Genomic DNA, 20,196 nt, shown 5'->3' with positions numbered 1-20,196 from the left:
CGGTACGCCCGCCCGGCGCGGACCCCGGACGCGGCGACGCGCCCCCGGTCTCCCGGGGGCGCGTCGGCCGATCTCGCGGTGCGACTAGGAGCGCGCGGCCCGCAGCACGGTGAACGAGCGATCGCGCACGAGGATGCTCGTCGCGTCCTCGTCCGTGTTCTGCTCGGAGTCCGAGGAGATGGCGAGGTGCCACGAGACGCCCAGGCCCTCGGGGAGCTGGAACTCGACCGGACCCTCGGCCGCGTTGAACGCGACGAAGAACGCGTCGCTGTCCTTGCCCTTCATGATCACGCCGATGCTGAAGGCGTTCGGGTCCGTCCAGTCCTCCGGGTTCAGCGTGGCGCCGTCGGCCCGGATGAAGCGCACGGCCTCCTCGGCGCCCTCGACGTCGTCGCCGCGGAACCAGATGGGACGCAGCGCCCGGTTGCCGCGGCGCAGGCGGATCAGCTTCCGCGTGAAGTCCTGCAGCTCGCGGTCCGCGTTCGCCCAGTCGAACCACGAGATCTCGTCGTCCTGGCAGTACGCGTTGTTGTTGCCGCCCTGCGTGCGCGCGATCTCGTCGCCGCCGAGCACCATCGGGACGCCGGACGACAGCAGCAGCGTGCCGAGCATGTTGCGGCGCTGGCGGTCGCGGATCGCGTTGATCTCGGGGTCGTCCGTCGGCCCCTCGACGCCGGCGTTGGAGGAGCGGTTGTCGCTCTCGCCGTCGTTGTTGTCCTCTCCGTTGGCCTCGTTGTGCTTCTCGTCGTACGAGGTGAGGTCGGCGAGGGTGAAGCCGTCGTGCGCCGTGATGAAGTTCACGCTGCACAGCGGCGAGCGGCGGTCGGACTCGTACACGTCCGGGCTGCCGGTGATCCGCTGGGCGAGCGCGCCGAGCACGTTCTGCCCGCTGTGCCAGAAGTCGCGCACGTCGTCGCGGAACTTCCCGTTCCACTCCGACCAGTCCGCGGGGAAGCCGCCGACCTGGTACCCGGCGGTGTCCCACGGCTCGGCGATCATCTTCACGGGCGCGAGCACCGGGTCCTGGTGGATGAGGGTGAGGAACGCGCTGTGGATCTCCGCGTCGCCGTCCTGGCGCGTGAGCGTGGTGGCGAGGTCGAAGCGGAAGCCGTCGACGTGCATCTCCTCGACCCAGTAGCGGAGCGAGTCCATGATCAGGGCGAGAGCGGCCGGGTGGCCGACGTTGAGGCTGTTGCCGGTGCCGGTGGTGTCGAAGTACGACGCCTCGTCGCCCTCCACGAGCCGGTAGTAGGACGCGTTGTCGATGCCCTTGAGCGACAGCGACGGGCCCATGTGGTTGCCCTCGGCCGTGTGGTTGTAGACCACGTCGAGGATGACCTCGAGGCCGGCGGCGTGCAGCGCCTTCACCATCTCCTTGAACTCGGCGACCTGCTGGCCGCCGTCGCCCGCGGAGCTGTAGTCGGAGTACGGCGCGAGGAAGCCGATGGAGTTGTAGCCCCAGTAGTTGCGGAGGCCCTTCTCCTCGAGGTGCGAGTCCTGCATGAAGTGGTGCACGGGCAGGAGCTCGACGCTCGTGACGCCGAGGTCGGTGAGGTACTCGATGGCGCTGGGGTGCGCGAGGCCGGCGTAGGTGCCGCGGATCTCCTCGGGCACCGACTCGAGCTGCTGCGTGAAGCCCTTCACGTGGACCTCGTAGACGACGGTCTCGTCGAGCGGCGTGCGCGGGGCCTCGTCGTCCTCCCAGTCGAAGCGGCGGTCGGCCACGACGGAGCGGGGCATGGATGCGGCGGAGTCGACGTCGTTGATGGCGGACGGATCCGCGAAGGTGTGCGCGAAGACCTCCTCGCCCCAGGTGGGGTGGCCCTCGATCGCGATGGCGTAGGGGTCGAGCAGGAGCTTGGCGGGGTTGTGGCGGAGGCCGCGGGAGGGGTCCCACTCGCCGTGGACGCGGAGGCCGTAGCGGGTGCCGATGCCGGCGCCCTCGACGAGGCCGTGGAACACGTGGCCGGTGCGCTCGGAGAGGCGGGTGCGGGACTCGGTGCCGTCGTGGTCGAAGACGCACACCTCCACCGCCTCGGCGGTCTCGGAGTACACGGCGACGTTCAGGCCGCTGGGCAGCCCTCCGTCGCGGGCGACGACGGTCGCGCCGAGCGGGTAGGGGCGGCTGATGTAGGAACGGCTGACGGGAGGCAGGTCGATGGTCACCGGTTCAGTATGCTCGCGCCCGTCGTACCCGTTCGTGCACGAAGGGGATTCCCCAGGCAGCGGTCCGAGACCGTCGCTCGACGGCTCAGGCGGACCGCCGCCCGGGGATCGGCTACCGCCCCTGGAGCGAGGAGAAGGCGCGCTCGGCGTCCGCGCCCCATGAGGCGAGGAGCACGCCGCGTCCCGCGGAGGGCCGCGCGACGACCGCGTGCTGCTCGCCGGTGAACGTCAGCACCGGGGATCCGGCGGCACCCGTGCCCAGCGTGCACGGCAGCGACGTCTGGCCGCCGGTGTCGTGCTGCGGGCGGCCCTCGCACGCCTCGAGGGACGCGGTGGCGGATCCGGCGGTCGGGTAGCCGAGGACGGCGAGGTCCGGCGCCTGCCCCGTCGCCGGCACGAGCGCGGATCCGAACACGGGCTCGGCGGCACCCACGGAGGCCGCGAGCACCTCGCCGGCGGGGCCGCTCACGCGCGCGAAACCGGCGTCGTCCGAGGCGCGGCCGGTCGCGGTCCACGCGGAGGAGACCGCCGCGACGCGCACCGGCCAGATGCCGTGCGGGGCCGAGGCGCCCTGGGCTCCGGGGATGAACGTGGCGAGCCTGGTCGCGGCGCCCGTGCGACGGTCGGCGAGGCAGTGGGCCGCCGTCGCGATCGTGTCGCCGCTCGGGGTGTCGACGACGCTGGCGGTGCACGCGTGGTTCCGGCCGCCCGAGACGTAGAAGAGGACGCCGACGAACGGCTCGTCGGGGTGCGGGACCGGCGCGCCGGACGCGGCGCTCGCGTCGTCCGACGCGGAGAGGGTCGCGGACCGCGTGGACCCCGAGACGGAGGCCGACCCGGCGACCGACGGCGCATCGGCGGCCAGGGCAGCCGCGCGGGCGGCGGGTGTCCAGTGCGCGGCGGCCGCGGCCTGGTCGGCGGACGCGGACGCGACGACGACGGCCGCGTCCTGCGCGGAGGCCGCGACCGGCACGGCGAGGACGGCGGCCGAGGCCAGGCCGCCGGCGAGCGCCAGCGCGGCGACCGCGCGGCGGGAGCGGGGACGGGGGGCGGATGGGACCGCCGAGGTGGGTGCGGTGGTGGATCGGATGCGCATGTCGTTCCTCCGGATCGATCGGCTCGCGACCCCGGCGGGGACGTCGCTCGCCGACGCGGAGGTCGAGACGGACAGCCCTCGGGGGACGCGCGGACCCCTGGACGGTAGCGGGATGCGCCGCCCGGCCGTCGGCCGCGTCCCCAAGGCCGGGCCGCGATCCTCAGACCAGGACCGACCGGTCCACGACGTCGTGCTCGCGGTCGACGTCCGGCCGTCCGGCCTCGGGCGCGATGCCGCGCCACGCGTCCTCGAGGATGTCCAGCGCCCGGTCGGTGGCGGCCGGCGTCGCCGTGATGGGGATCCTCAGGAACCGCTCGAACGCGCCGTCGTGCCCGAACCGGCTCCCGCCCGTGATCGCCAGCCCGCGCGACCGGGCCGCCAGCGCGAGCTCCGTGCTCACGGGCGCGCCGATCCCGACCCACACCGCGAGCCCGCCGTCGACGTGCGGGACCTCCCAGCCGGGGAACCGCCGCGCGAGCTCCGCCTGGACGTGGTCGCGCGTCTCGCGCAGGCGCGCGCCGCGCTCGGCGAGGATCCCGTCCATCCCGCCCAGCACCTCGGCCACCACCAGCTGCTCGAGCACGGGCGTGCCGAGGTCGCGGGCCGAGCGCGCCCGGGCGAGGTCGCGCAGGAGCGGCCGACCGGCGCGGATCCACCCGACCCGCAGCCCGCCCCACACCGTCTTGCCCACCGACCCGACGAGCACGACCGCGCCCGGCGACCCGTGCACGGCGAGCGGCGGATGCGCCGTCGCCCTGTCGATGTCGAGCTCGGCCGTCGTCTCGTCGGCGATCACGGTGACGCCGTGCGCCTCGGCGAGCGCCACGATCCGCGCGCGCTGGTCCTCGGGCATCGTGCGTCCCGTCGGGTTGTGGAAGTCGGGCATGAGGTAGGCCAGCGCGGGCCGGGTGCGGCGGATCGTCTGCTCGAGCACGTCCTCGTCCCAGCCGTCGGCGCCGACGCCCGCCCCGACGAGCCGCGCGCCGGCGTCGCGCAGCGCCTGGATCGCGTGGGGGTAGCTCGGCTGCTCGACGAGCGCGCGGTCGCCGCGGTGCACGAGCACGGAGGCGAGGAGGCCGATCGCGTGCTGCGCGCCGACGGTGACCATGACGTCGTCGGCCTCGGTCGGCAGGCCGCGCGCGCGGTAGCGGGCCGCGATGGCCTCGCGCAGCTCCGGGAGGCCGTCGACGTCGTAGCCGTGCCCCTCGAGGTGCGCGGGCAGCCGGGCGGCGGCGCGCATCGCGGCGTCGGCGAGCGCGGGCGCCGCGGGCACGGCAGCGCGGCTCATGTCCGCCACCTCGCGGCCGTCGCCCTCCGCGCGGAGCGGGCTCCGGGGGATCCGCGTCACGCTGCCCGAGCCGCGGCGGCTCGCGAGGTGGCCGGTCGCGCGCAGCGCCGCGTAGGCCGCCGCGACCGTGGTGCGGCTGAGGCCGAGCGCGGCCGCGAGCTCCCGCTCGGCGGGCAGCCGGGCCCCCACGGGCACGCGCCCGTCGAGCACGAGGTGCCGGATCCCGTCGGCGAGCGCCTGGTACGCCGGCGCCCCGGGTCGCGCCCACTCGCCCAGCAGCGCCGTGAGGGCGGTCGGGCCGAGCACGGCGGAGGGAGCGGATCCAGCGAGGGTCATGAGGCCACAGCCTGTCGATTGGCCTCTTGTCCCGCAACCCCCGGGCACGATTGGATCTCCCACATGCTCCGTCGCTCAGTCCAGTTCGCCATCGGCATCTTCCTCTACGGCTTCGCCATCGGCATGATGCTCCAGGCCGCCATCGGCGTCTCGCCGTGGGACGTCCTGTCCCAGGGCGTCGCCCTGCAGAGCGGCCTGCCGTTCGGCGTCGTCACCAACATCATCGGCGCGCTCGTGCTGCTGCTCTGGATCCCCATCCGCCAGCGTCCCGGCTGGGGCACCGTGCTCAACGTGCTCTTCGTCGGCTACAGCGCGCAGGTCGGGCTGGCCGTCATCCCCGCGGTCGACAGCCTCTGGATCCGCATCCCGCTCTTCGCCGCCGGCCTCGTGCTCCTCGGGTTCGCGACGGGCCTCTACATCGGCGCGCACTTCGGCCCCGGCCCGCGCGACGGCCTCATGACCGGGATCCACCGCCGCACGGGCTGGCCGGTGTGGCGCGTGCGCGTCGGCATCGAGCTGGTCGTGCTCGCGATCGGCTGGGCGCTCGGCGGGGACGTGGGGGTCGGGACGCTCGCGTTCGCGCTGCTGATCGGCCCCGTCGTCCAGCGCACGCTCCCCCTCTTCGACCTCCCCGTGCCCGCCCGCGCACCCCGCCGCCGCACGCGCGGCGCCACCCCGGAGGACCCCGCCGGCAGCCTCCCCACCGGCCCGGTCGCGACGGTCGGGTAGTCCGCGGGGCGACGGGGATCCAGCGGGGTCACGGGCCGCGCCCAGCGCCGTCGCGTCCCGGGCGCGTCGCCATGTATCGTGGCCGCTCGTGACTCCGGACCCCCAGGCTCCCGAGAGCAGTCCCGCCAAGCGGCTGCTCATAGGCGAGAAGCTCGCCAGCGACAAGCTCGAGGGCCAGCTGCTCCCCAAGCACCTCGCGCTCCCCATTTTCGCGAGCGACCCGCTCAGCTCGGTGGCGTACGCCCCGCAGGAGCTGCTGCTCATCCTCACGCTCGGCGGCCTCGCGTTCCTCAGCTTCGCGCCGTGGGTCGCGGCCTGCGTCGTGATCCTGCTGGTCGTCGTGGTGCTCAGCTACCGCCAGCTCATCAAGGCGTACCCGTCCGGCGGCGGCGACTACGAGGTCGCCCACAAGAACCTCGGCGAGAAGGCCGGCCTCGTCGTCGCGTCCGCGCTCCTCGTCGACTACATCCTCACCGTGGCGGTGTCGGTGGCCTCGGGCGTCGACAACATCATCAGCGCGATCCCGGAGATCGCCCCGTTCCGCGTCGAGATCGCGGTCTTCTTCGTGGCGCTCCTCGCGGCCGTGAACCTCCGCGGCGTGCGCGAGTCGAGCAAGGCCTTCGCGGTGCCCACCTACCTCTTCATCGCGAGCGTCGGCCTCATGATCGTCGTCGGCCTCGTCCGCACGGCCCTCGGCGACCCGCCCGTCGCGGAGTCCGCCGCCTACACGGTCGAGACGCCGAGCCTGTCGCAGGTCGCCTTCATCCTCCTGCTGCTCCGGGCGTTCTCGAGCGGCTGCTCCGCGCTCACGGGCGTCGAGGCCATCTCCAACGGCGTGCCCGCGTTCCGCACGCCCAAGGTCAAGAACGCGCAGGCCACCCTCGTGATCATGGGCGGCACCGCCATCGTGCTGTTCGTGGGCCTCACGACCCTCGCCCTCATCGCCCAGGTGCACTACGGCGAGAAGCCGTGCGACCTCATCGGCTGGGCCGGCTGCGCCACGGAGCCGCAGAAGAGCCTCATGGCCCAGGTCGCGGGCGCCACCTTCGGGAACGGCAGCGTGATGTTCTACCTGCTGCAGGCGACGACCGCCGCGGTGCTGCTGCTCGCGGCCAACACCGCGTTCAACGGGTTCCCGCTCCTCGGCTCCGTGCTCGCGAAGGACGCATACGCGCCCAAGTCGCTGCTCACGCGCGGCGACCGCCTCGTCTACAGCAACGGCATGCTGCTCCTGGCGCTCGGCGCGACGCTCATCCTCGTCGTCTACCAGGCGAACCTCACGCAGCTCATCCAGCTGTACATCATCGGCGTCTTCGTGTCGTTCACGCTCGGGCAGACGGGCATGGTCGTGCACTGGACCCGCATGCTCCGCGAGGGCTGCGCGAACCGGGGCGAGGTGATCCGCGGGCTCGCCATCAACGCGTTCGGCGCGCTGCTCACCGCGCTCGTGCTCATCGTCGTCACCATCACCAAGTTCACGCACGGAGCGTGGCTGGTCTTCGCGATCATGCCGGTGCTGTTCCTCCTCATGCTCGGGGTGAACCGCTACTACCGCGACGTGGAGAAGGAGATCGAGGTCGACCCGGTCACCGTCTTCGGCTCCACGGGCGACCACGCGGTCGTGCTCGTCGGCCGGATGCAGAAGCCCGTGCTCAAGGCCCTCGACTACGCCATCGCCGCGAACCACGACAGCATCGAGGCCGTGCACGTCTCCGTCGACGACGAGGCGACGAAGCTCCTCGAGCGGCAGTGGGTCGAGATGGAGATCGAGATGCCGCTGCGCATCGTCGCCTCGCCGTACCGGGACATCAGCTTCCCGCTCATCAAGTACCTGAAGTCCCGTCGGGCGGAGCACGGCAGCGAGATCATCACGGTCTACACGCCCGTCTACATCGTCGGCCACTGGTGGGAGACGCTGCTGCACAACCACAAGGCCAGGCGGATCCGCCAGAAGCTGCTCCTCGTGCACGGCGTCACGCTCGCGCTCGTGCCGTGGCTGCTCGACTCGTCGGAGCTCATCTACGGCCGGCGGTCCCGGCCGGTGCCCGGGCAGGATCGCCGCGGCGAGCCCGTGCGCCCCGCCGTCCGCCGGTCCGGCCCGCCGCCGACCACGCCCGTCAAGCACACCAGCGGACGCCGCACGCCGTAGGCCACGGCCCGTCATGGGGTGATGTCCTCCAAATGGAGGACATGTCTGTAGACTCGTTGGTGCACGAACTCTTCCCCCGAGAGCTCGTGCAGGTCGACCGGATCGCGGGGTGCCCCAGCGTCGGTGCACCCGGTGCCGGTCGGATCACGTCCGGACCGACCCGTGAGATCCGGACGGACGTGGGGGCCTCGCCGCGAGTTCCCGCGGACGGCGCCGGCCCCCACGACCCCTCCTCGGCGGATGCCCTCCGCGCGGCGACGCCGCGGCTCAGCCGAGGGCCGCGACGACCTGCCTGGCCACGCGACGACCCGCGCGGTTCGCGCCGATGGTGGACGCCTGCGGTCCGTAGCCCGCGAGGAACACCCGCGGATCCCGTGCGGACACCCCGGACTCGACGCGCACGCCGCCCTCCTTCTCCCGGAGGCCGAGCGGCGCCAGGTGCCGGATCTCGGGCCGGAAGCCGGTCGCCCAGATCACGGCGTCCACCTGGTCCCGCTCGCCGTCCGCCCAGACGACGGCGTCCTCCTCGAAGCGCGCGATGGGCCCCCGGCTGTCGAGCACCCCGCGACGGATCCCCGCGACGATGCGCCGCGTGCGCGGCACCCCCGTGCCGCTCACGATGCTCGGCAGCGCCTCCCCGGCGCGCGCGGCCCGGTCCTGGAGGTCCACCGCGCGCACCGCGGCCTCGACGTCGAGCTCGCCCGCCTCGAGGAAGTCGACGGGACGCCGGGTCGACCACATGGTGCGCGCGGCCACCCCCTCCAGCTCGAGGAGGAAGCCGATGGCGGACGTGCCGCCGCCCACCACGAGCACGCGGAGCCCCCGCAGGTCGGCGGCCGCCCGGTAGCCGGACGTGTGCAGCTGCCGCCCGCGGAACGTCGCGAGCCCCGGATACGAGGGGATGAACGGCGCGCCCCACGTGCCCGTGGCGTTGACGACGAACCGCGCGACGCGGTCGCCGCCCGTGGCGCGCACGAGGAGTGGGCGGGCGGAGTCGGAGGGGTGGGCGGCGCGGCGGCGCGACGCGACGGGCGGCGGCACGTCCGCGTCGAGCACCGCCCGCACCTCCACCGGGCGTTCGACCCGCAGGTCGAAGTGCTGCTCGTAGCGGGCGTAGTGGTCGCGCACGACGTCGCGCGCGGGCAGGCGCCGATCGGCCGTCGCGAACGAGATGCCGAGCTCGGACATGCCGGGGAGGTCTGCCACGCGGTGCGCGGATCCCAGGCGGAGGGCCGCCCACCGGTGCTGCCAGGCGCCGCCGGTCGTGGGCCCACGGTCGAGGACGACGGCGTCCTCGCCCATGCGGAGGCCGAGCCGCTGCAGGTGGTACGCGACGGAGAGCCCGGCCTGTCCGGCACCGATGACCACGACCTGGGTCTCTGCCGGCTGGGAGGTCATGGGACGACCAGGCTAGCGCCCGCTCCCCGACGCATGGCCAGCACGGATCGAGGTCGTACGATGCCCGTGCACGCTCCTCGGACGGGGAGGACACGCCCGGGACGACGAGGGCCACATGTTAGGGTAGCCCCTAGGTTTTCTCCAATCCCTGTCCGCTGATTCCAGCGTTGTCACCGCCCGTCGGGGCCTGAGTCGTGAGGGGGTCTCGCATGGGGCGCGGCCGTCAAAAAGCTAAGCACACCAAGATCGCGCGAGAGCTGAAGTCGTTCAGTCCCAATGTGGACTACACGCAGCTGGAGCGCGAGCTGACCACCCACGGGGCGGTCGACGAGCAGTACGCGGCCGAGGCCGCCAAGTGGGACGAGTACGCGGACGAGCCGGACGCCTACGTCCCGGGCGACGAGCAGAAGCGCGCCTGATCCGTCGCCGGCCCCGGTCGGACGAGCATCGGACCCGCCTCCTCGTGAGGCGGGTCTCCTCATGTGCGCCCGCGTCTCACGCGTCCACCCGCGCTCGGCGCCGGGCCGCGGGCTGATGCGCCCGGCGTGACGCGGATCAGTCGCGGTAGCGGCCGGTGAGGCGCACGGCCCCGCCGTCGACGCCCTTGGCGCCCTGCTCGAATCCGGCGCCCGCGGGGGCGTCGCCGATCGTCACGCGGCCGGCCTCCCACGTCGGGATGCCCGCGGCGGTGAGCGCGCGCGCGATCCCGTCCGCAGCCGCGGCGTCGACCACCGCGATCATGCCGATGCCGAGGTTCCAGGTGCCTTCCGCGCTCTCGAGCGTCGAGCCCGCGATGCCGGCGAGCGCGCGGAAGACCGCGGGCGGCGACCAGGTGGAGCGCTCGAGCTCGCTGAAGGATCCGCGGGGCAGCACGCGCGCGAGGTTCGCCGCGATGCCGCCGCCGGTGACGTGGCTGATGGAGTGCACGGCATGGCCGAGCTCCGGCTGCGCGAGGACGTCGAGCAGCGGCGTCGTGTAGAGGCGCGTCGGCTCGAGGAGGACCTCGCCGACCAGGCCGCCGAGCTCGACCGACGTGTCGCCGAACCCGATGCCTGCGACGCTGAGGATGTGACGGACGAGCGAGAAGCCGTTGCTGTGCAGGCCGCTGGAGGCGAGCGCCAGCACCACGTCGCCGTCGCGCACGCGCTCGGATCCGAGCACGGAGTCGGCCTCGACCGCGCCGACCGCGGCGCCCGCGACGTCGTAGTCGTCCGGGCCGAGAAGCCCCGGGTGCTCGGCCGTCTCGCCGCCGACGAGCGCGGTTCCGGTGTCGGAGCAGGCGCGCGCGATGCCGGCGACGATGTCGGCGATGCGCGCGGGCACGACCTTGCCGCAGGCGATGTAGTCGGTCATGAAGAGGGGACGCGCGCCGACCACGACGATGTCGTCGACGACCATGCCCACGAGGTCCTGGCCGATGGTGTCGTGCTTGTCGATGGCCTGCGCGATGGCGACCTTGGTGCCGACGCCGTCCGTGGAGGTCGCGAGGAGCGGGTGGCGGAAGCGGGTGAGGGCGCTCGCGTCGAACAGCCCCGCGAATCCGCCGAACCCGCCGATGACCTCGGGGCCGTGCGTGCGGGAGACGGCCTCCTTCATCAGCTGGACCGCGAGATCGCCGGCCTCCGTGTCGACGCCGGCCTCTGCATACGAGCTCTTGGTGGTCACGCGTACAGGGTAGCGGCCGGGCGCGTCGCTCCCGTGTGGGAGACTGGCCGCTCCCCCACCTCTTCTACTCTTCAGGAGTCAGCCGAAGCATGTGCGGCATCGTCGGCGTCGTATCGTCCGAACCCGTCAACCAACTCGTCTACGACAGCCTCCTGCTCCTGCAGCACCGCGGTCAGGACTCCACCGGCATCGCCACCGCCGAGGGCAACACCTTCCACGTGAAGAAGCTCAGCGGCCAGGTCCGCGAGGCGTTCCGCACGCGCGACATGCGGTCGCTCCTCGGCACGATGGGCCTCGGCCACGTGCGGTACGCGACCCGCGGCAGCGCAGCCGACGAGGACGAGGCGCAGCCGTTCTACGTGAACGCGCCCTACGGCATCGTGCTGGTGCACAACGGCAACCTCACCAACACGCGGGAGCTGGCGCAGGAGCTCTTCCACGTGGATCGCCGCCACACGAACACGAGCTCGGACACCGAGCTGCTCGTCAACGTCCTCGCGCACGAGCTGCAGTCCCAGGTCTCGGGACTGGCGCTGGATCCCGAGCAGGTGTTCACCGCCGTCGAGCGCGTGCACGAGCGCGTGCAGGGCTCGTACGCGTCCATCGCGATGATCGCCGGGCACGGGATGCTCGCCTTCCGCGACCCGTTCGGGATCCGCCCGCTCACGCTCGGGCGCCGCGAGCTCGAAGGCGGCCGGATGGAGTGGGTCGTGGCGAGCGAGTCGCTCGTCATGGAGTCGCTCGGCTACGAGATCGTGCGCGACGTCGCGCCCGGCGAGGCCGTGTTCATCACCATGGACGGCGAGATGCACGCGCGCCAGTGCCACCCGGCGCCGCGCCTCATCCCCTGCGCCTTCGAGTTCGTGTACCTCGCGCGGCCCGACTCGGTCATGTCCGGCATCGGCGTCTACGACGCGCGCCTGCGCATGGGCAACCGGCTCGCGGCGACCATCGCGGAGCACAGCCCCGCGGGCGACATCGACGTGGTCATGCCCATCCCCGACTCGTCCCGGCCGTCGGCCATGCAGGTCGCGCAGACGCTCGGCATCGAGTACCGCGAGGGCTTCTACAAGAACCGCTACGTCGGCCGGACGTTCATCATGCCGGGGCAGGCGCAGCGCAAGAAGTCGGTGCGGCAGAAGCTCAACGCGATGAGCTCGGAGTTCCAGGGCAAGAACATCCTCATCGTCGACGACTCCATCGTCCGCGGGACGACGAGCCGCGAGATCGTTACCATGGCGCGCCAGGCCGGCGCCAACAAGGTGACGTTCACGTCGGCCGCGCCGCCGGTGCGCTACCCGCACGTGTACGGGATCAACATGCCGTCGCGGCAGGAGCTCATCGCCCACGGGCGGAAGATCCCCGAGATCGCGCAGGAGCTCGGTGCCGACCACCTCATCTACCAGGAGGTCGCGGACATGCGCGACGCGATCCTCGAGGGATCCACCGGTGTGGAGGACCTCGAGATGAGCTGCTTCACGGGCGAGTACATCACCGGCAACGTGACGCCGGAGTACCTGTCCTGGCTGGAGCGCACGCAGCTCAGCTGATCCTCGCGGCCGTCGGGTGCCGGATCAGGCGCCCGGCTCGCCCCGCTCGCGCTCGGCGGTGAGGACGCGGGACCGGCGCGAGGCCGCGCGGTCGAGCGCCAGCGCGAGGAGCGCGGCCAGACCGCCGAAGAGGACGACCGCGAACAGCGCCAGGAACGCGAGCACCTGGGCCTCGGAGAACTCCGGGTTCGGCGGGAACGTGAGCGTGAGGACCATCGCCACGATGATCCCGAGCACCGCGCCGACTCCCATGAAGCGGAAGTAGCGGGGGGACCGCCGCACGAGGACCTCGGTGCGGCGCTCGTCGTCGGGCTGGGGTCGGGCGTCGGTCATGCGTCCATCATCCCCCGCGCCGCCGACGCGCGACGAACCGCGGACGCGCCGGCGGGCGCTCAGCGGTCGGCCGGGAGCTCCCACGGCACGGGGAGGAGGCCGCGGAGGTCGGCGCGGAGCCCGGACGCGCGCACGGCGCCCGCCTCGACGCCCGCGTCCCAGGTCGTGCCGCCCGTCGCGAGCGCGATCCACGTGTCGGGGTCGGTCTCGATGACGTTCGGGGGCGTGCCGCGCGTGTGACCGGGGCCCTCGATGCACTGGACGGCGCCGAACGGCGGGACGCGCACCTCGACGGTGCCTCCGGGAGCGAGATCCGCGAGCGACTGCAGAAGGAAGCGGACCGCGGTGGCCCGCGTCTCCCGGTCGGCGTCGGCGCCCTGGGCGAGCGCGGCCCGCACGGCGGGCTGTCCGACGGTGGGGTGGATGCGCGCCTTGGCCATCGTCCCAGGATGCCAGAGCGGCGGGGTCGGGCAGCCCGTCCGGCATCGCCGCGCCCCTCCTAATGGGGCGTCGCCGCGGGTCCGCTCTTTGGGGGACATCCATTACCGTGTATGGAAGTGCCCCGCGGTGACACGACCCGCTCGGCACGGCAGGACGTCCTCCCTCCCGTGGCCTCCCCCGGCCTCGGGAGGGCAGGGACGATGGCCCGCCGGCGGACCCGAAGAACGCCGGAGAGGGCAGGGAGCCGACCCGCGCCGTACCCGCGGCGGGTCGGCCTCCCGCCCTCCGCCCGACCTCCCGGGGCGCGGATGCGGCGCGCCGTCGGCGCCCCCAGGGGCCCGGGCCGGCGGGGTCGGCGTCGATAGGGTGGGGTCGTGAAGATCCTGGTACTCGGTTCCGGTGCGCGCGAGCACGCCATCGTCACGGCCCTGCTCCGGGAGGACGCGGGCCACGAGATCGTCGCGGCGCCCGGCAACGCGGGGATCGCGCGCGTCGTGCCCGTGGTGAAGATGGACATCGACGACCCGGTCGTCGTGGCGGAGCACGCGCTCGCGGAGGGCTTCGAGCTGGTCGTCGTGGGGCCCGAGGCACCTCTCGTCGCCGGGGTCGCGGACGCGCTCCGCACGCGCGGCATCCCGGTCTTCGGGCCGGGCCGCGCCGCCGCCGCGCTCGAGGGATCCAAGACCTTCGCCAAGCGCATCATGGAGGAGGCGGGCGTGCCCACGGGCCGCGCCGCCCAGGCCGGCACCGTCGACGAGGTCGAGGCCGCGCTCGACGAGTACGGCGCCCCCTACGTCATCAAGGCCGACGGCCTCGCGGCCGGGAAGGGCGTGCTGGTCACCGCCGACCGCACGCTCGCCCTCGAGCACGCCCGCCACTACCTCGGCCAGGGCACGGTGCTCGTGGAGGAGTTCCTCGCCGGGCAGGAGGTGTCGCTCTTCCTCCTCTCCGACGGGCACGACGTGGTCCCCCTCTCCCCCGCGCAGGACTACAAGCGCCTGGGCGACGGCGACGCCGGACCGAACACGGGCGGCATGGGCGCGTACTCGCCGCTGCCGTGGCTGCCGGCCGGCTTCGTCGACGAGGTCATCGACACCATCGCGCTGCCCACCGTGCGGAAGCTCGCGGAGGAGCAGACGCCGTTCATCGGGCTGCTCTACTGCGGCCTCATCCTCACCGCGGACGGCATCCGGGTGATCGAGTTCAACGCGCGCTTCGGGGATCCGGAGACGCAGGTCGTGCTGCCGCGACTCGTCACGCCGCTCTCGGAGCTGCTGCTCGCGGCCGCGTCGGGCGAGCTCGGCGGTGTCGCGCGGCCGGAGTTCTCCGACGACGTCGCGGTCACCGTGGTGGTCGCGAGCGAGGGCTACCCGGATGCGCCGCTGACCGGACGCGTCATCGAGGGCGTGGAGGAGGCGGAGCGCGTCGAGGGCGTGAGCATCGCGCACGCCGCCACCACGGAGTCGGAGGCGGGGCTCGTCGCCACGGGTGGGCGCGTGCTCAGCGTGGTCGCGACCGGCGCGTCGTTCGTGGAGGCGCGGTCGCGCGTCTACGAGGCCGTCGGCAGGTTGTCGCTCGACGGGTCGCAGCACCGCACCGACATCGCCGCGCAGGTCATCCGATGAGCGCCGGGACGCCCGCGGGCCACGCCGCCGACTGGGACCTCCCGGGCTGGGAGCACGCGTACTCGGGCAAGGTCCGCGAGCTGTTCAGCCCCGCGATCGACGACACGGAGGACCGCGCGCTCGAGGGCGAGCCGCACGTGCTGGTCGTCGCGACCGACCGCGTGAGCGCATACGACTTCGCGCTCGAGCCCGGGATCCCCGGCAAGGGCGAGCTGCTCACCCAGCTCAGCCTGTGGTGGTTCGACCGGCTCGACGTGCCCAACCACCTCGTCGACGGGGCCACCCTCGACCGCATTGGCATCCCGGAGCAGGTGCGCGGGCGCGCGATGCTCTGCCGGGTGCTCGAGATGCTGCCCATCGAGTGCGTCGTGCGTGGCTACCTCGCGGGATCCGGCTGGGAGGAGTACCGCCAGCACGGCACGGTGTGCGGGATCCCGCTGCCGGCCGGCCTCGCGCAGGGCGACCGCCTCCCCGAGCCGATCTACACGCCCGCGTGGAAGGCGCCGCAGGGCGAGCACGACGAGAACATCACCTTCGTGCGCACCGAGGAGCTCGTGGGGCACGAGGAGGCGGCGCGTCTCCGCGACCTGTCGCTCGAGGTCTACCGCCGCGCGTCGGCCATCGCGGAGGAGCGCGGCGTGATCCTCGCGGACACCAAGTTCGAGTTCGGCATCGACCCGCGCACGGGCATCACCACGCTCGCGGACGAGGTGCTCACGAGCGACTCGTCGAGGTACTGGGACGCGGAGGCGTACGCGACGGGCAACCGCACGGACAGCTTCGACAAGCAGATCGTGCGCGACTGGCTCGCGGCGAACTGGGATCGCACCGGGACGCCGCCCGTGCTGCCGCAGGAGATCGTGGAGCGGACGGCGGAGCGGTACCGGGAGCTCATCGCGCGGCTCACCGGGCGCTAGCGGCGGCTGGCCCCGCCGGCTCGGGCCGGGCAGTGTCCGGGCGCTGCGCGTCGGCGGTGCGCGGGCCCCGTGCGGATCCGGCTACAGGTGCTCGTAGCCGCGGACGACGCGGTCGATGGCGACCTCCGCCACCTCGCGGGCGTCCGCGTCGGGCAGCTCGTCGAGGGCTCCCTCGATGTCCTGGCCGCCCATCCTCAGGACGGCGAGGCGCTCGAACTCCTCGACCGCCTCGGGCGTGGGCTGGTCGGCCTGCCCCGCGGTCGTGTGCTCGTCGGCGTGCGGGTCGGTGTGCTGGTCCATGGTGGATCCCCTCTGTCGTGCGTGGGCGGTGCGGATCGCGCCCCAGCCCTGCCGTCAGGGTCCCACACCCACGTGGCCGGGGGATCCGAGGCGGCCAGGATGCCACACGTGCGCGGTGTCGCGCCGCCCGCCGACAGCCGACCTCGGACGCTTGTAGGTTCGAAGGACGACCGGGCCCCGCCCGGCTCATCCCTCGACGATTCGGCGCCCCACCCCGTGACATCCGGCCCCCAGCCCGCCCACCCCCTCGACGCGGACGCCCCCGCGCGCGTCCGCCTCGCATCCGGCGCGGTGCCGCCGGGCGATGACGGGCAGGGACCCGCCGTCGCGCTCGTGCGCGCGGCGCTCGCGGAGACGCCCCCGGGGCCGGCGTGGACGACGGAGCGGGCGCTGGCGCTCGCGGTCGCGCTCGGCGACGGCGGCGCGCGGCCGGGTGCGGGCGGCACAGCGGACCTCTGGGAGGCGCTCGCGACGCTCGCCGCGGCCGACCTCGGCATCGCGCGCACGGTGGAGCCGCACCTGGATGCGCTCGCGATCCTCGATCAGGAGCGGGACGCCGCGGGCGACGACGGCGCGAGGCGCGACGACCCGTACGCGGGCGACGCCGCGGCGCGCACGTGGGGCGTGTTCGCGGCCGAGGGCGGCGGGGATCCGCTGACTGCCGTGGCGGACGCCGACGGGCCGGACGCGGTGCGGCTGTCCGGCACGAAGCCGTGGTGCTCGCTCGCCGGCTCGCTGACGCACGCGCTCATCACCGCCGCGGTCGACGACGGTTCGCGCGGCCTCTTCGCGGTGGACCTCCGGCAGGACGGCGTCGAGGTCGTGCCCGGCGCGTGGGTCGCCCGCGGGCTCGTGGAGGTGCCGAGCGGGCCGCTGCGCATGCGCGACGTGCCGGCGCGACGAGTGGGCGCGCCCGGCTGGTACCTCGAGCGGCCCGGGTTCCACTGGGGCGGGATCCAGGTCGCGGCGTGCTGGTACGGCGGCGCGGTCGGGCTGGCGCGCACGCTGCTGCGGGCCGCGTCCCGCGAGGGCGCCGACCGACTGCTGCTCATGCACCTGGGCGCGGTCGACGCGGCCCTCGACGGCGCGCGCGCATCCCTGGCCGAGGCCGCCGGGCTGGTCGACCGTGGGCTCGCCTCGGGCGAGGAGGGGCGCCTGCTCGCGAAGCGGGTGCGCGCCGTCGTCGCCCGCGCGGTGGACGAGACCCTGACCCATGTCGCGCATGCGCTCGGACCGGCGCCGCTCGCGCAGGACGCGGATCACGCCAAGCGCGTGGCCGACCTCGGGCTGTACGTGCGGCAGCACCACGCCGAGCGCGACGACGCGTCCCTCGGCGGGGCGCTCGCGGAGGCGGTGCGGCGGCGGGCGTCGGATGCGGACGCGGCGGACCGGGCGACGACCCATCCCACGACCGCGACCGGTACCGGGACCGACGCGATGCCCGCCGCGGGCGTGGCCTTCGACGCGCGCGAGCCCGGCACCGACGCGGGCGCCTGGGACGCGGATCCGCGCTGGGACGCGCTCGCCGCGCCCGACCTCTCCGGGATGGCCGCGCTCCTCGTCGTCTCCGCGCACGCCGACGACGAGTCGATCGGCGCCGCGGGGCTCATGGCGACCGCGGCCGCGCGCGGCGTGCCGGTGACCCTCGTGATCGTGACGGACGGCGCGGCCTCGCACCCCGGATCCCCCACGCGCACGCCGGACGAGCTCGTGGCCGTCCGCCGCGACGAGGCCCGCGCCGCCCTCGACGCGGTCGCGCCCGACGCCCGACTCGTGCTCCTCGGCCACCCCGACGGCGGGATCCGCGAGCGCCGCGACGCCGTGCGCGACGACCTCAGGGTGCTCCTCGACGAGGCTGCGCCCGGCACCTGGGTCGCGGCGCCCTGGCGCGGCGACGGGCACCGGGACCACCGCGTCACGGGCGAGGTCGTCGCCGAGCTGGTGGGCGCGCTGCCCGCCGAGCACGGGACCCGGCTGGTGGAGTACCCGGTGTGGATGTGGCACTGGGCGACGCCCGACGACCCGCGCGTGCCGTGGGCCGCGATGCGCGCCCTGCCGCTCGACGCGCGCACGCGGGAGTCCAAGCGGGCTGCGATCCGGGCGCACGCCAGCCAGGTGGATCCGCTCTCCGACGCCCCCGAGGACGCGGCCGTGCTGCAGCCCGGGTTCCTCCGGCACGCCGACCGCGACCGTGAGGTGCTGATCGTCGGCGACGGCACCGCCGCGTCGCCCTCCGCCGCCGAGCGCTTCGACGCCGCGTACGCCCGGGCCGAGGATCCCTGGCGCGTCACGACCCGCTGGTACGAGCGCCGCAAGCGCCTCGCGACCCTCGCGGCCCTGCCCGACGAGCGGTACGGGCGGGCGCTGGAGATCGGCTGCTCGATCGGCGTCACGACGGTGGGCCTCGCCGAGCGCGTCGACGAGCTGCTGGCCGTGGACGTCGCGCCGACCGCCATCGAGCGGGCCCGCGCGCGCCTCGCCGACGCCCCGCACGTGCGCCTCGAGGTGCGCGACGTGGGCGCCGACTGGCCGGACGGCGCCTTCGACCTCGTCGTGATGAGCGAGGTCGGCTACTACCTCGACGACGCCGCCTTCGACCGCGTGCTCGCCGCCCTGCCGGGCGCCCTCGGCGCCACGGGCACCCTGGTCGCCTGCCACTGGCGGCACCCGGAGGGCGACTTCCGGCGCACGGGCGACGAGGTGCACGCACGGCTCGCCGCCGTCCCCGGGCTGCACGTGCTGATGCGGCACGAGGAGGACGACTTCCTGCTCGAGGTGCTGTCGGCGGATCCGCGCTCGGTCGCCGTGCGCACGGGGCTGAGGTGACGGGCGGGTCGGCCGCGGCGGTCGGGGTCGAGCCGGCCCCGCGGATCCGCGCGGTCACGGTCGTCATCCCGGCGCGCGACGAGGAGGAGCTGGTCGGCCGCTGCCTCGCGTCCGTCGAGGTCGCCGCGGCCCGCGCACGTGCGGACGGGGTGCGCGTGCGCGTGATCCTCGTGGCCGACGACTGCCGGGATCGCACCGCGGAGGTGGCGCGCGCCGCGGGCGTCGAGGTGATCGAGAGCGCCGCCGGGCGCGTGGGCGCCGCGCGCGCCCAGGGGGTCGACTCCGCCCGCGCGGGCTGGGACGGCGACGACGCCGAGCACTGGATCGCGTGCACCGACGCCGACTCCGCGGTGCCGCCCGCGTGGATCACGAGCCAGCTCGAGCTCGCCGACGCGGGGGCCGACGTGGTCGTGGGCACCGTCCGCCCGGAGCTCCACGAGCTCAGCCCCGCGCAGGTCGCGGCCTGGCGCGCCACGCGCGTGCCCGGCCACGCCAACGGGCACGTGCACGGTGCGAACCTCGGCGTGCGCGCCGACGCCTACGTCGCGGCCGGCGGGTTCCCGGCCGTCGCGGAGCACGAGGACGTCGACCTCGTGACACGGCTCCGCGGACTCGACGCGCGGATCACGGCGTCCGCCGCCGGCGAGGTGCTCACGTCGAGCCGCCGCGAAGGGCGCACGCCGGGCGGATACGCGGGATACCTGCACGTGTCGCTGCTGGAGCGGACACGCGAGCGGGAGATCGAGCGCCAGCGCGCCGCGGGCTGCGACAGCCCCTGCGTGCCGGCGGGCTGACCGGGCGGTCGCCCCTCAGCTGCGCGCCGCGCCGTCGCCCGTCATCCCGCGGGTCCCCGCCGCCGTCCCCTCCGCGACCGCACGCACGACGGCGGCCGCCGTGCGGAGCTGCTCGGCGGTGAACCCGTCGAGCGCCCGATCGACCTCGGCCTGCGCACCCTGCAGCACGTCCATCACACGCGCTCGGGACGCCGCGGTCGGCCGCAGCGTGACCACGCGCCGGTCGGCGCTCTCGCGGCTCCGCCCGATGTGCCCGCCGCCCTCGAGCCGGTTGATGAGCGCGGTCGTGGCCCCCGAGGTCAGGTGGAGCCTTTCCGACAGGCGCGCCGGGGAGAGCGCCCGTCCGGCGGTCTCCGCCCAGATCACCTCGGCGAGCGCCGTCGTGTCCGTCGTCGGCAGCCCGACCGCCGCGGCCAGCTGCCGCACCGACTCGTCGAACGCGGTCGTGTAGTCCCTGAGCTGCTCGAGCACCTCGGAGCGGTCGCCGGGGACCGCGATGGTGTGGGACATGTCGTGTTCCTCCGAGTCGAACGGATTGCTTCACCGTGAAGCATCTACGCCATAGAGTCTACTCGTGCCCGGG

17 protein-coding genes are annotated in these 20,196 nt (G+C 74.3%); 8 read left to right on the top strand and 9 right to left on the bottom strand.

Annotation, left to right across the window (positions count from 1 at the left end):
• Positions 1-84: 84 nt before the first annotated feature.
• From glgX to NL142_RS03765, 3 genes are all read right to left on the bottom strand, one after another.
• Positions 85-2,166 carry a glycogen debranching protein GlgX gene (gene glgX / locus NL142_RS03775; protein ID WP_435081025.1) on the bottom strand — a complete coding sequence of 694 codons (2,082 nt, stop codon included), beginning with the start codon at positions 2,164-2,166 and terminating at the stop codon, positions 85-87.
• A 112-nt stretch (positions 2,167-2,278) separates the two neighbouring features.
• The gene (locus NL142_RS03770) at positions 2,279-3,262 is read right to left on the bottom strand and encodes a trypsin-like serine peptidase (protein ID WP_435081024.1); all 984 of its coding nucleotides are present in this window, start codon (positions 3,260-3,262) and stop codon (positions 2,279-2,281) included.
• 160 nt (positions 3,263-3,422) lie between these two features.
• The gene (locus tag NL142_RS03765; protein WP_435081023.1) at positions 3,423-4,886 is read right to left on the bottom strand and encodes a MocR-like transcription factor YczR; all 1,464 of its coding nucleotides are present in this window, start codon (positions 4,884-4,886) and stop codon (positions 3,423-3,425) included.
• Positions 4,887-4,949: 63 nt separating this feature from the next.
• Between NL142_RS03765 and NL142_RS03760 the strand changes: the two genes are divergently transcribed.
• Positions 4,950-5,615, top strand: a complete 666-nt coding sequence (locus NL142_RS03760) for a membrane protein YczE (RefSeq protein WP_435081022.1) — start codon at positions 4,950-4,952, stop codon at positions 5,613-5,615.
• 88 nt (positions 5,616-5,703) lie between these two features.
• Positions 5,704-7,764: an APC family permease gene (locus tag NL142_RS03755; protein ID WP_194683255.1), complete on the top strand. Its 2,061-nt coding sequence runs from the start codon at positions 5,704-5,706 to the stop codon at positions 7,762-7,764.
• Positions 7,765-8,031: 267 nt separating this feature from the next.
• Here the strand turns inward: NL142_RS03755 and NL142_RS03750 are convergent, their stop codons facing one another.
• The gene (locus tag NL142_RS03750) at positions 8,032-9,162 is read right to left on the bottom strand and encodes an FAD-dependent oxidoreductase (protein ID WP_435081021.1); all 1,131 of its coding nucleotides are present in this window, start codon (positions 9,160-9,162) and stop codon (positions 8,032-8,034) included.
• Positions 9,163-9,371: 209 nt separating this feature from the next.
• Between NL142_RS03750 and NL142_RS03745 the strand changes: the two genes are divergently transcribed.
• On the top strand, positions 9,372-9,581 hold the full coding sequence (locus NL142_RS03745) for a DUF3073 domain-containing protein (protein WP_012037444.1): 210 nt from the start codon (positions 9,372-9,374) through the stop codon (positions 9,579-9,581).
• Positions 9,582-9,717: 136 nt separating this feature from the next.
• Here NL142_RS03745 and purM read toward each other — a convergent pair whose 3' ends face one another.
• A complete protein-coding gene (gene purM, locus NL142_RS03740; protein WP_435081020.1) occupies positions 9,718-10,827 on the bottom strand; it encodes a phosphoribosylformylglycinamidine cyclo-ligase in 1,110 nt (369 codons plus the stop codon).
• Positions 10,828-10,916: 89 nt separating this feature from the next.
• On the opposite strand from purM, the gene purF reads away from it, so the two are divergent.
• Positions 10,917-12,377 carry an amidophosphoribosyltransferase gene (gene purF, locus NL142_RS03735; RefSeq protein ID WP_435081019.1) on the top strand — a complete coding sequence of 487 codons (1,461 nt, stop codon included), beginning with the start codon at positions 10,917-10,919 and terminating at the stop codon, positions 12,375-12,377.
• A gap of 24 nt (positions 12,378-12,401) precedes the next feature.
• Here the strand turns inward: purF and NL142_RS03730 are convergent, their stop codons facing one another.
• Together NL142_RS03730 and NL142_RS03725 are read right to left on the bottom strand one after the other, a co-directional pair.
• Complete coding sequence (locus NL142_RS03730; protein WP_086527553.1) at positions 12,402-12,710, bottom strand: hypothetical protein; 309 nt, start codon at positions 12,708-12,710, stop codon at positions 12,402-12,404.
• A 59-nt stretch (positions 12,711-12,769) separates the two neighbouring features.
• A complete protein-coding gene (locus tag NL142_RS03725; RefSeq protein ID WP_435081018.1) occupies positions 12,770-13,150 on the bottom strand; it encodes a sterol carrier family protein in 381 nt (126 codons plus the stop codon).
• A 375-nt stretch (positions 13,151-13,525) separates the two neighbouring features.
• On the opposite strand from NL142_RS03725, the gene purD reads away from it, so the two are divergent.
• The gene (gene purD / locus NL142_RS03720) at positions 13,526-14,776 is read left to right on the top strand and encodes a phosphoribosylamine--glycine ligase (protein WP_435081017.1); all 1,251 of its coding nucleotides are present in this window, start codon (positions 13,526-13,528) and stop codon (positions 14,774-14,776) included.
• Positions 14,773-15,693, top strand: coding sequence for a phosphoribosylaminoimidazolesuccinocarboxamide synthase (locus tag NL142_RS03715; RefSeq protein ID WP_435081016.1), 921 nt, complete (start codon positions 14,773-14,775; stop codon positions 15,691-15,693). Before purD ends, NL142_RS03715 begins: the two co-directional genes overlap by 4 nt.
• Positions 15,694-15,774: 81 nt before the next feature.
• Here the strand turns inward: NL142_RS03715 and NL142_RS03710 are convergent, their stop codons facing one another.
• A complete protein-coding gene (locus NL142_RS03710; RefSeq protein ID WP_435081015.1) occupies positions 15,775-15,993 on the bottom strand; it encodes a hypothetical protein in 219 nt (72 codons plus the stop codon).
• A gap of 216 nt (positions 15,994-16,209) precedes the next feature.
• Between NL142_RS03710 and NL142_RS03705 the strand changes: the two genes are divergently transcribed.
• Together NL142_RS03705 and NL142_RS03700 are read left to right on the top strand one after the other, a co-directional pair.
• Positions 16,210-18,819: a PIG-L family deacetylase gene (locus NL142_RS03705; protein ID WP_435081014.1), complete on the top strand. Its 2,610-nt coding sequence runs from the start codon at positions 16,210-16,212 to the stop codon at positions 18,817-18,819.
• Positions 18,816-19,613 carry a glycosyltransferase family 2 protein gene (locus tag NL142_RS03700; RefSeq protein WP_435081013.1) on the top strand — a complete coding sequence of 266 codons (798 nt, stop codon included), beginning with the start codon at positions 18,816-18,818 and terminating at the stop codon, positions 19,611-19,613. The genes NL142_RS03705 and NL142_RS03700 overlap by 4 nt, the downstream gene beginning before the upstream one ends.
• A gap of 15 nt (positions 19,614-19,628) precedes the next feature.
• On the opposite strand, the gene NL142_RS03695 is transcribed toward NL142_RS03700, so the two are convergent.
• Positions 19,629-20,123, bottom strand: a complete 495-nt coding sequence (locus tag NL142_RS03695) for a MarR family winged helix-turn-helix transcriptional regulator (RefSeq protein WP_435081012.1) — start codon at positions 20,121-20,123, stop codon at positions 19,629-19,631.
• Positions 20,124-20,196: the final 73 nt, after the last annotated feature.

Source organism: Clavibacter quasicaliforniensis, assembly GCF_051201715.1.
Taxonomy (GTDB): Bacteria; Actinomycetota; Actinomycetes; order Actinomycetales; family Microbacteriaceae; genus Clavibacter; species Clavibacter seminis.
The sequence above is the reverse complement of the archived record's forward strand: the minus strand, read 5'-3'. Positions and strand labels throughout refer to the sequence as shown.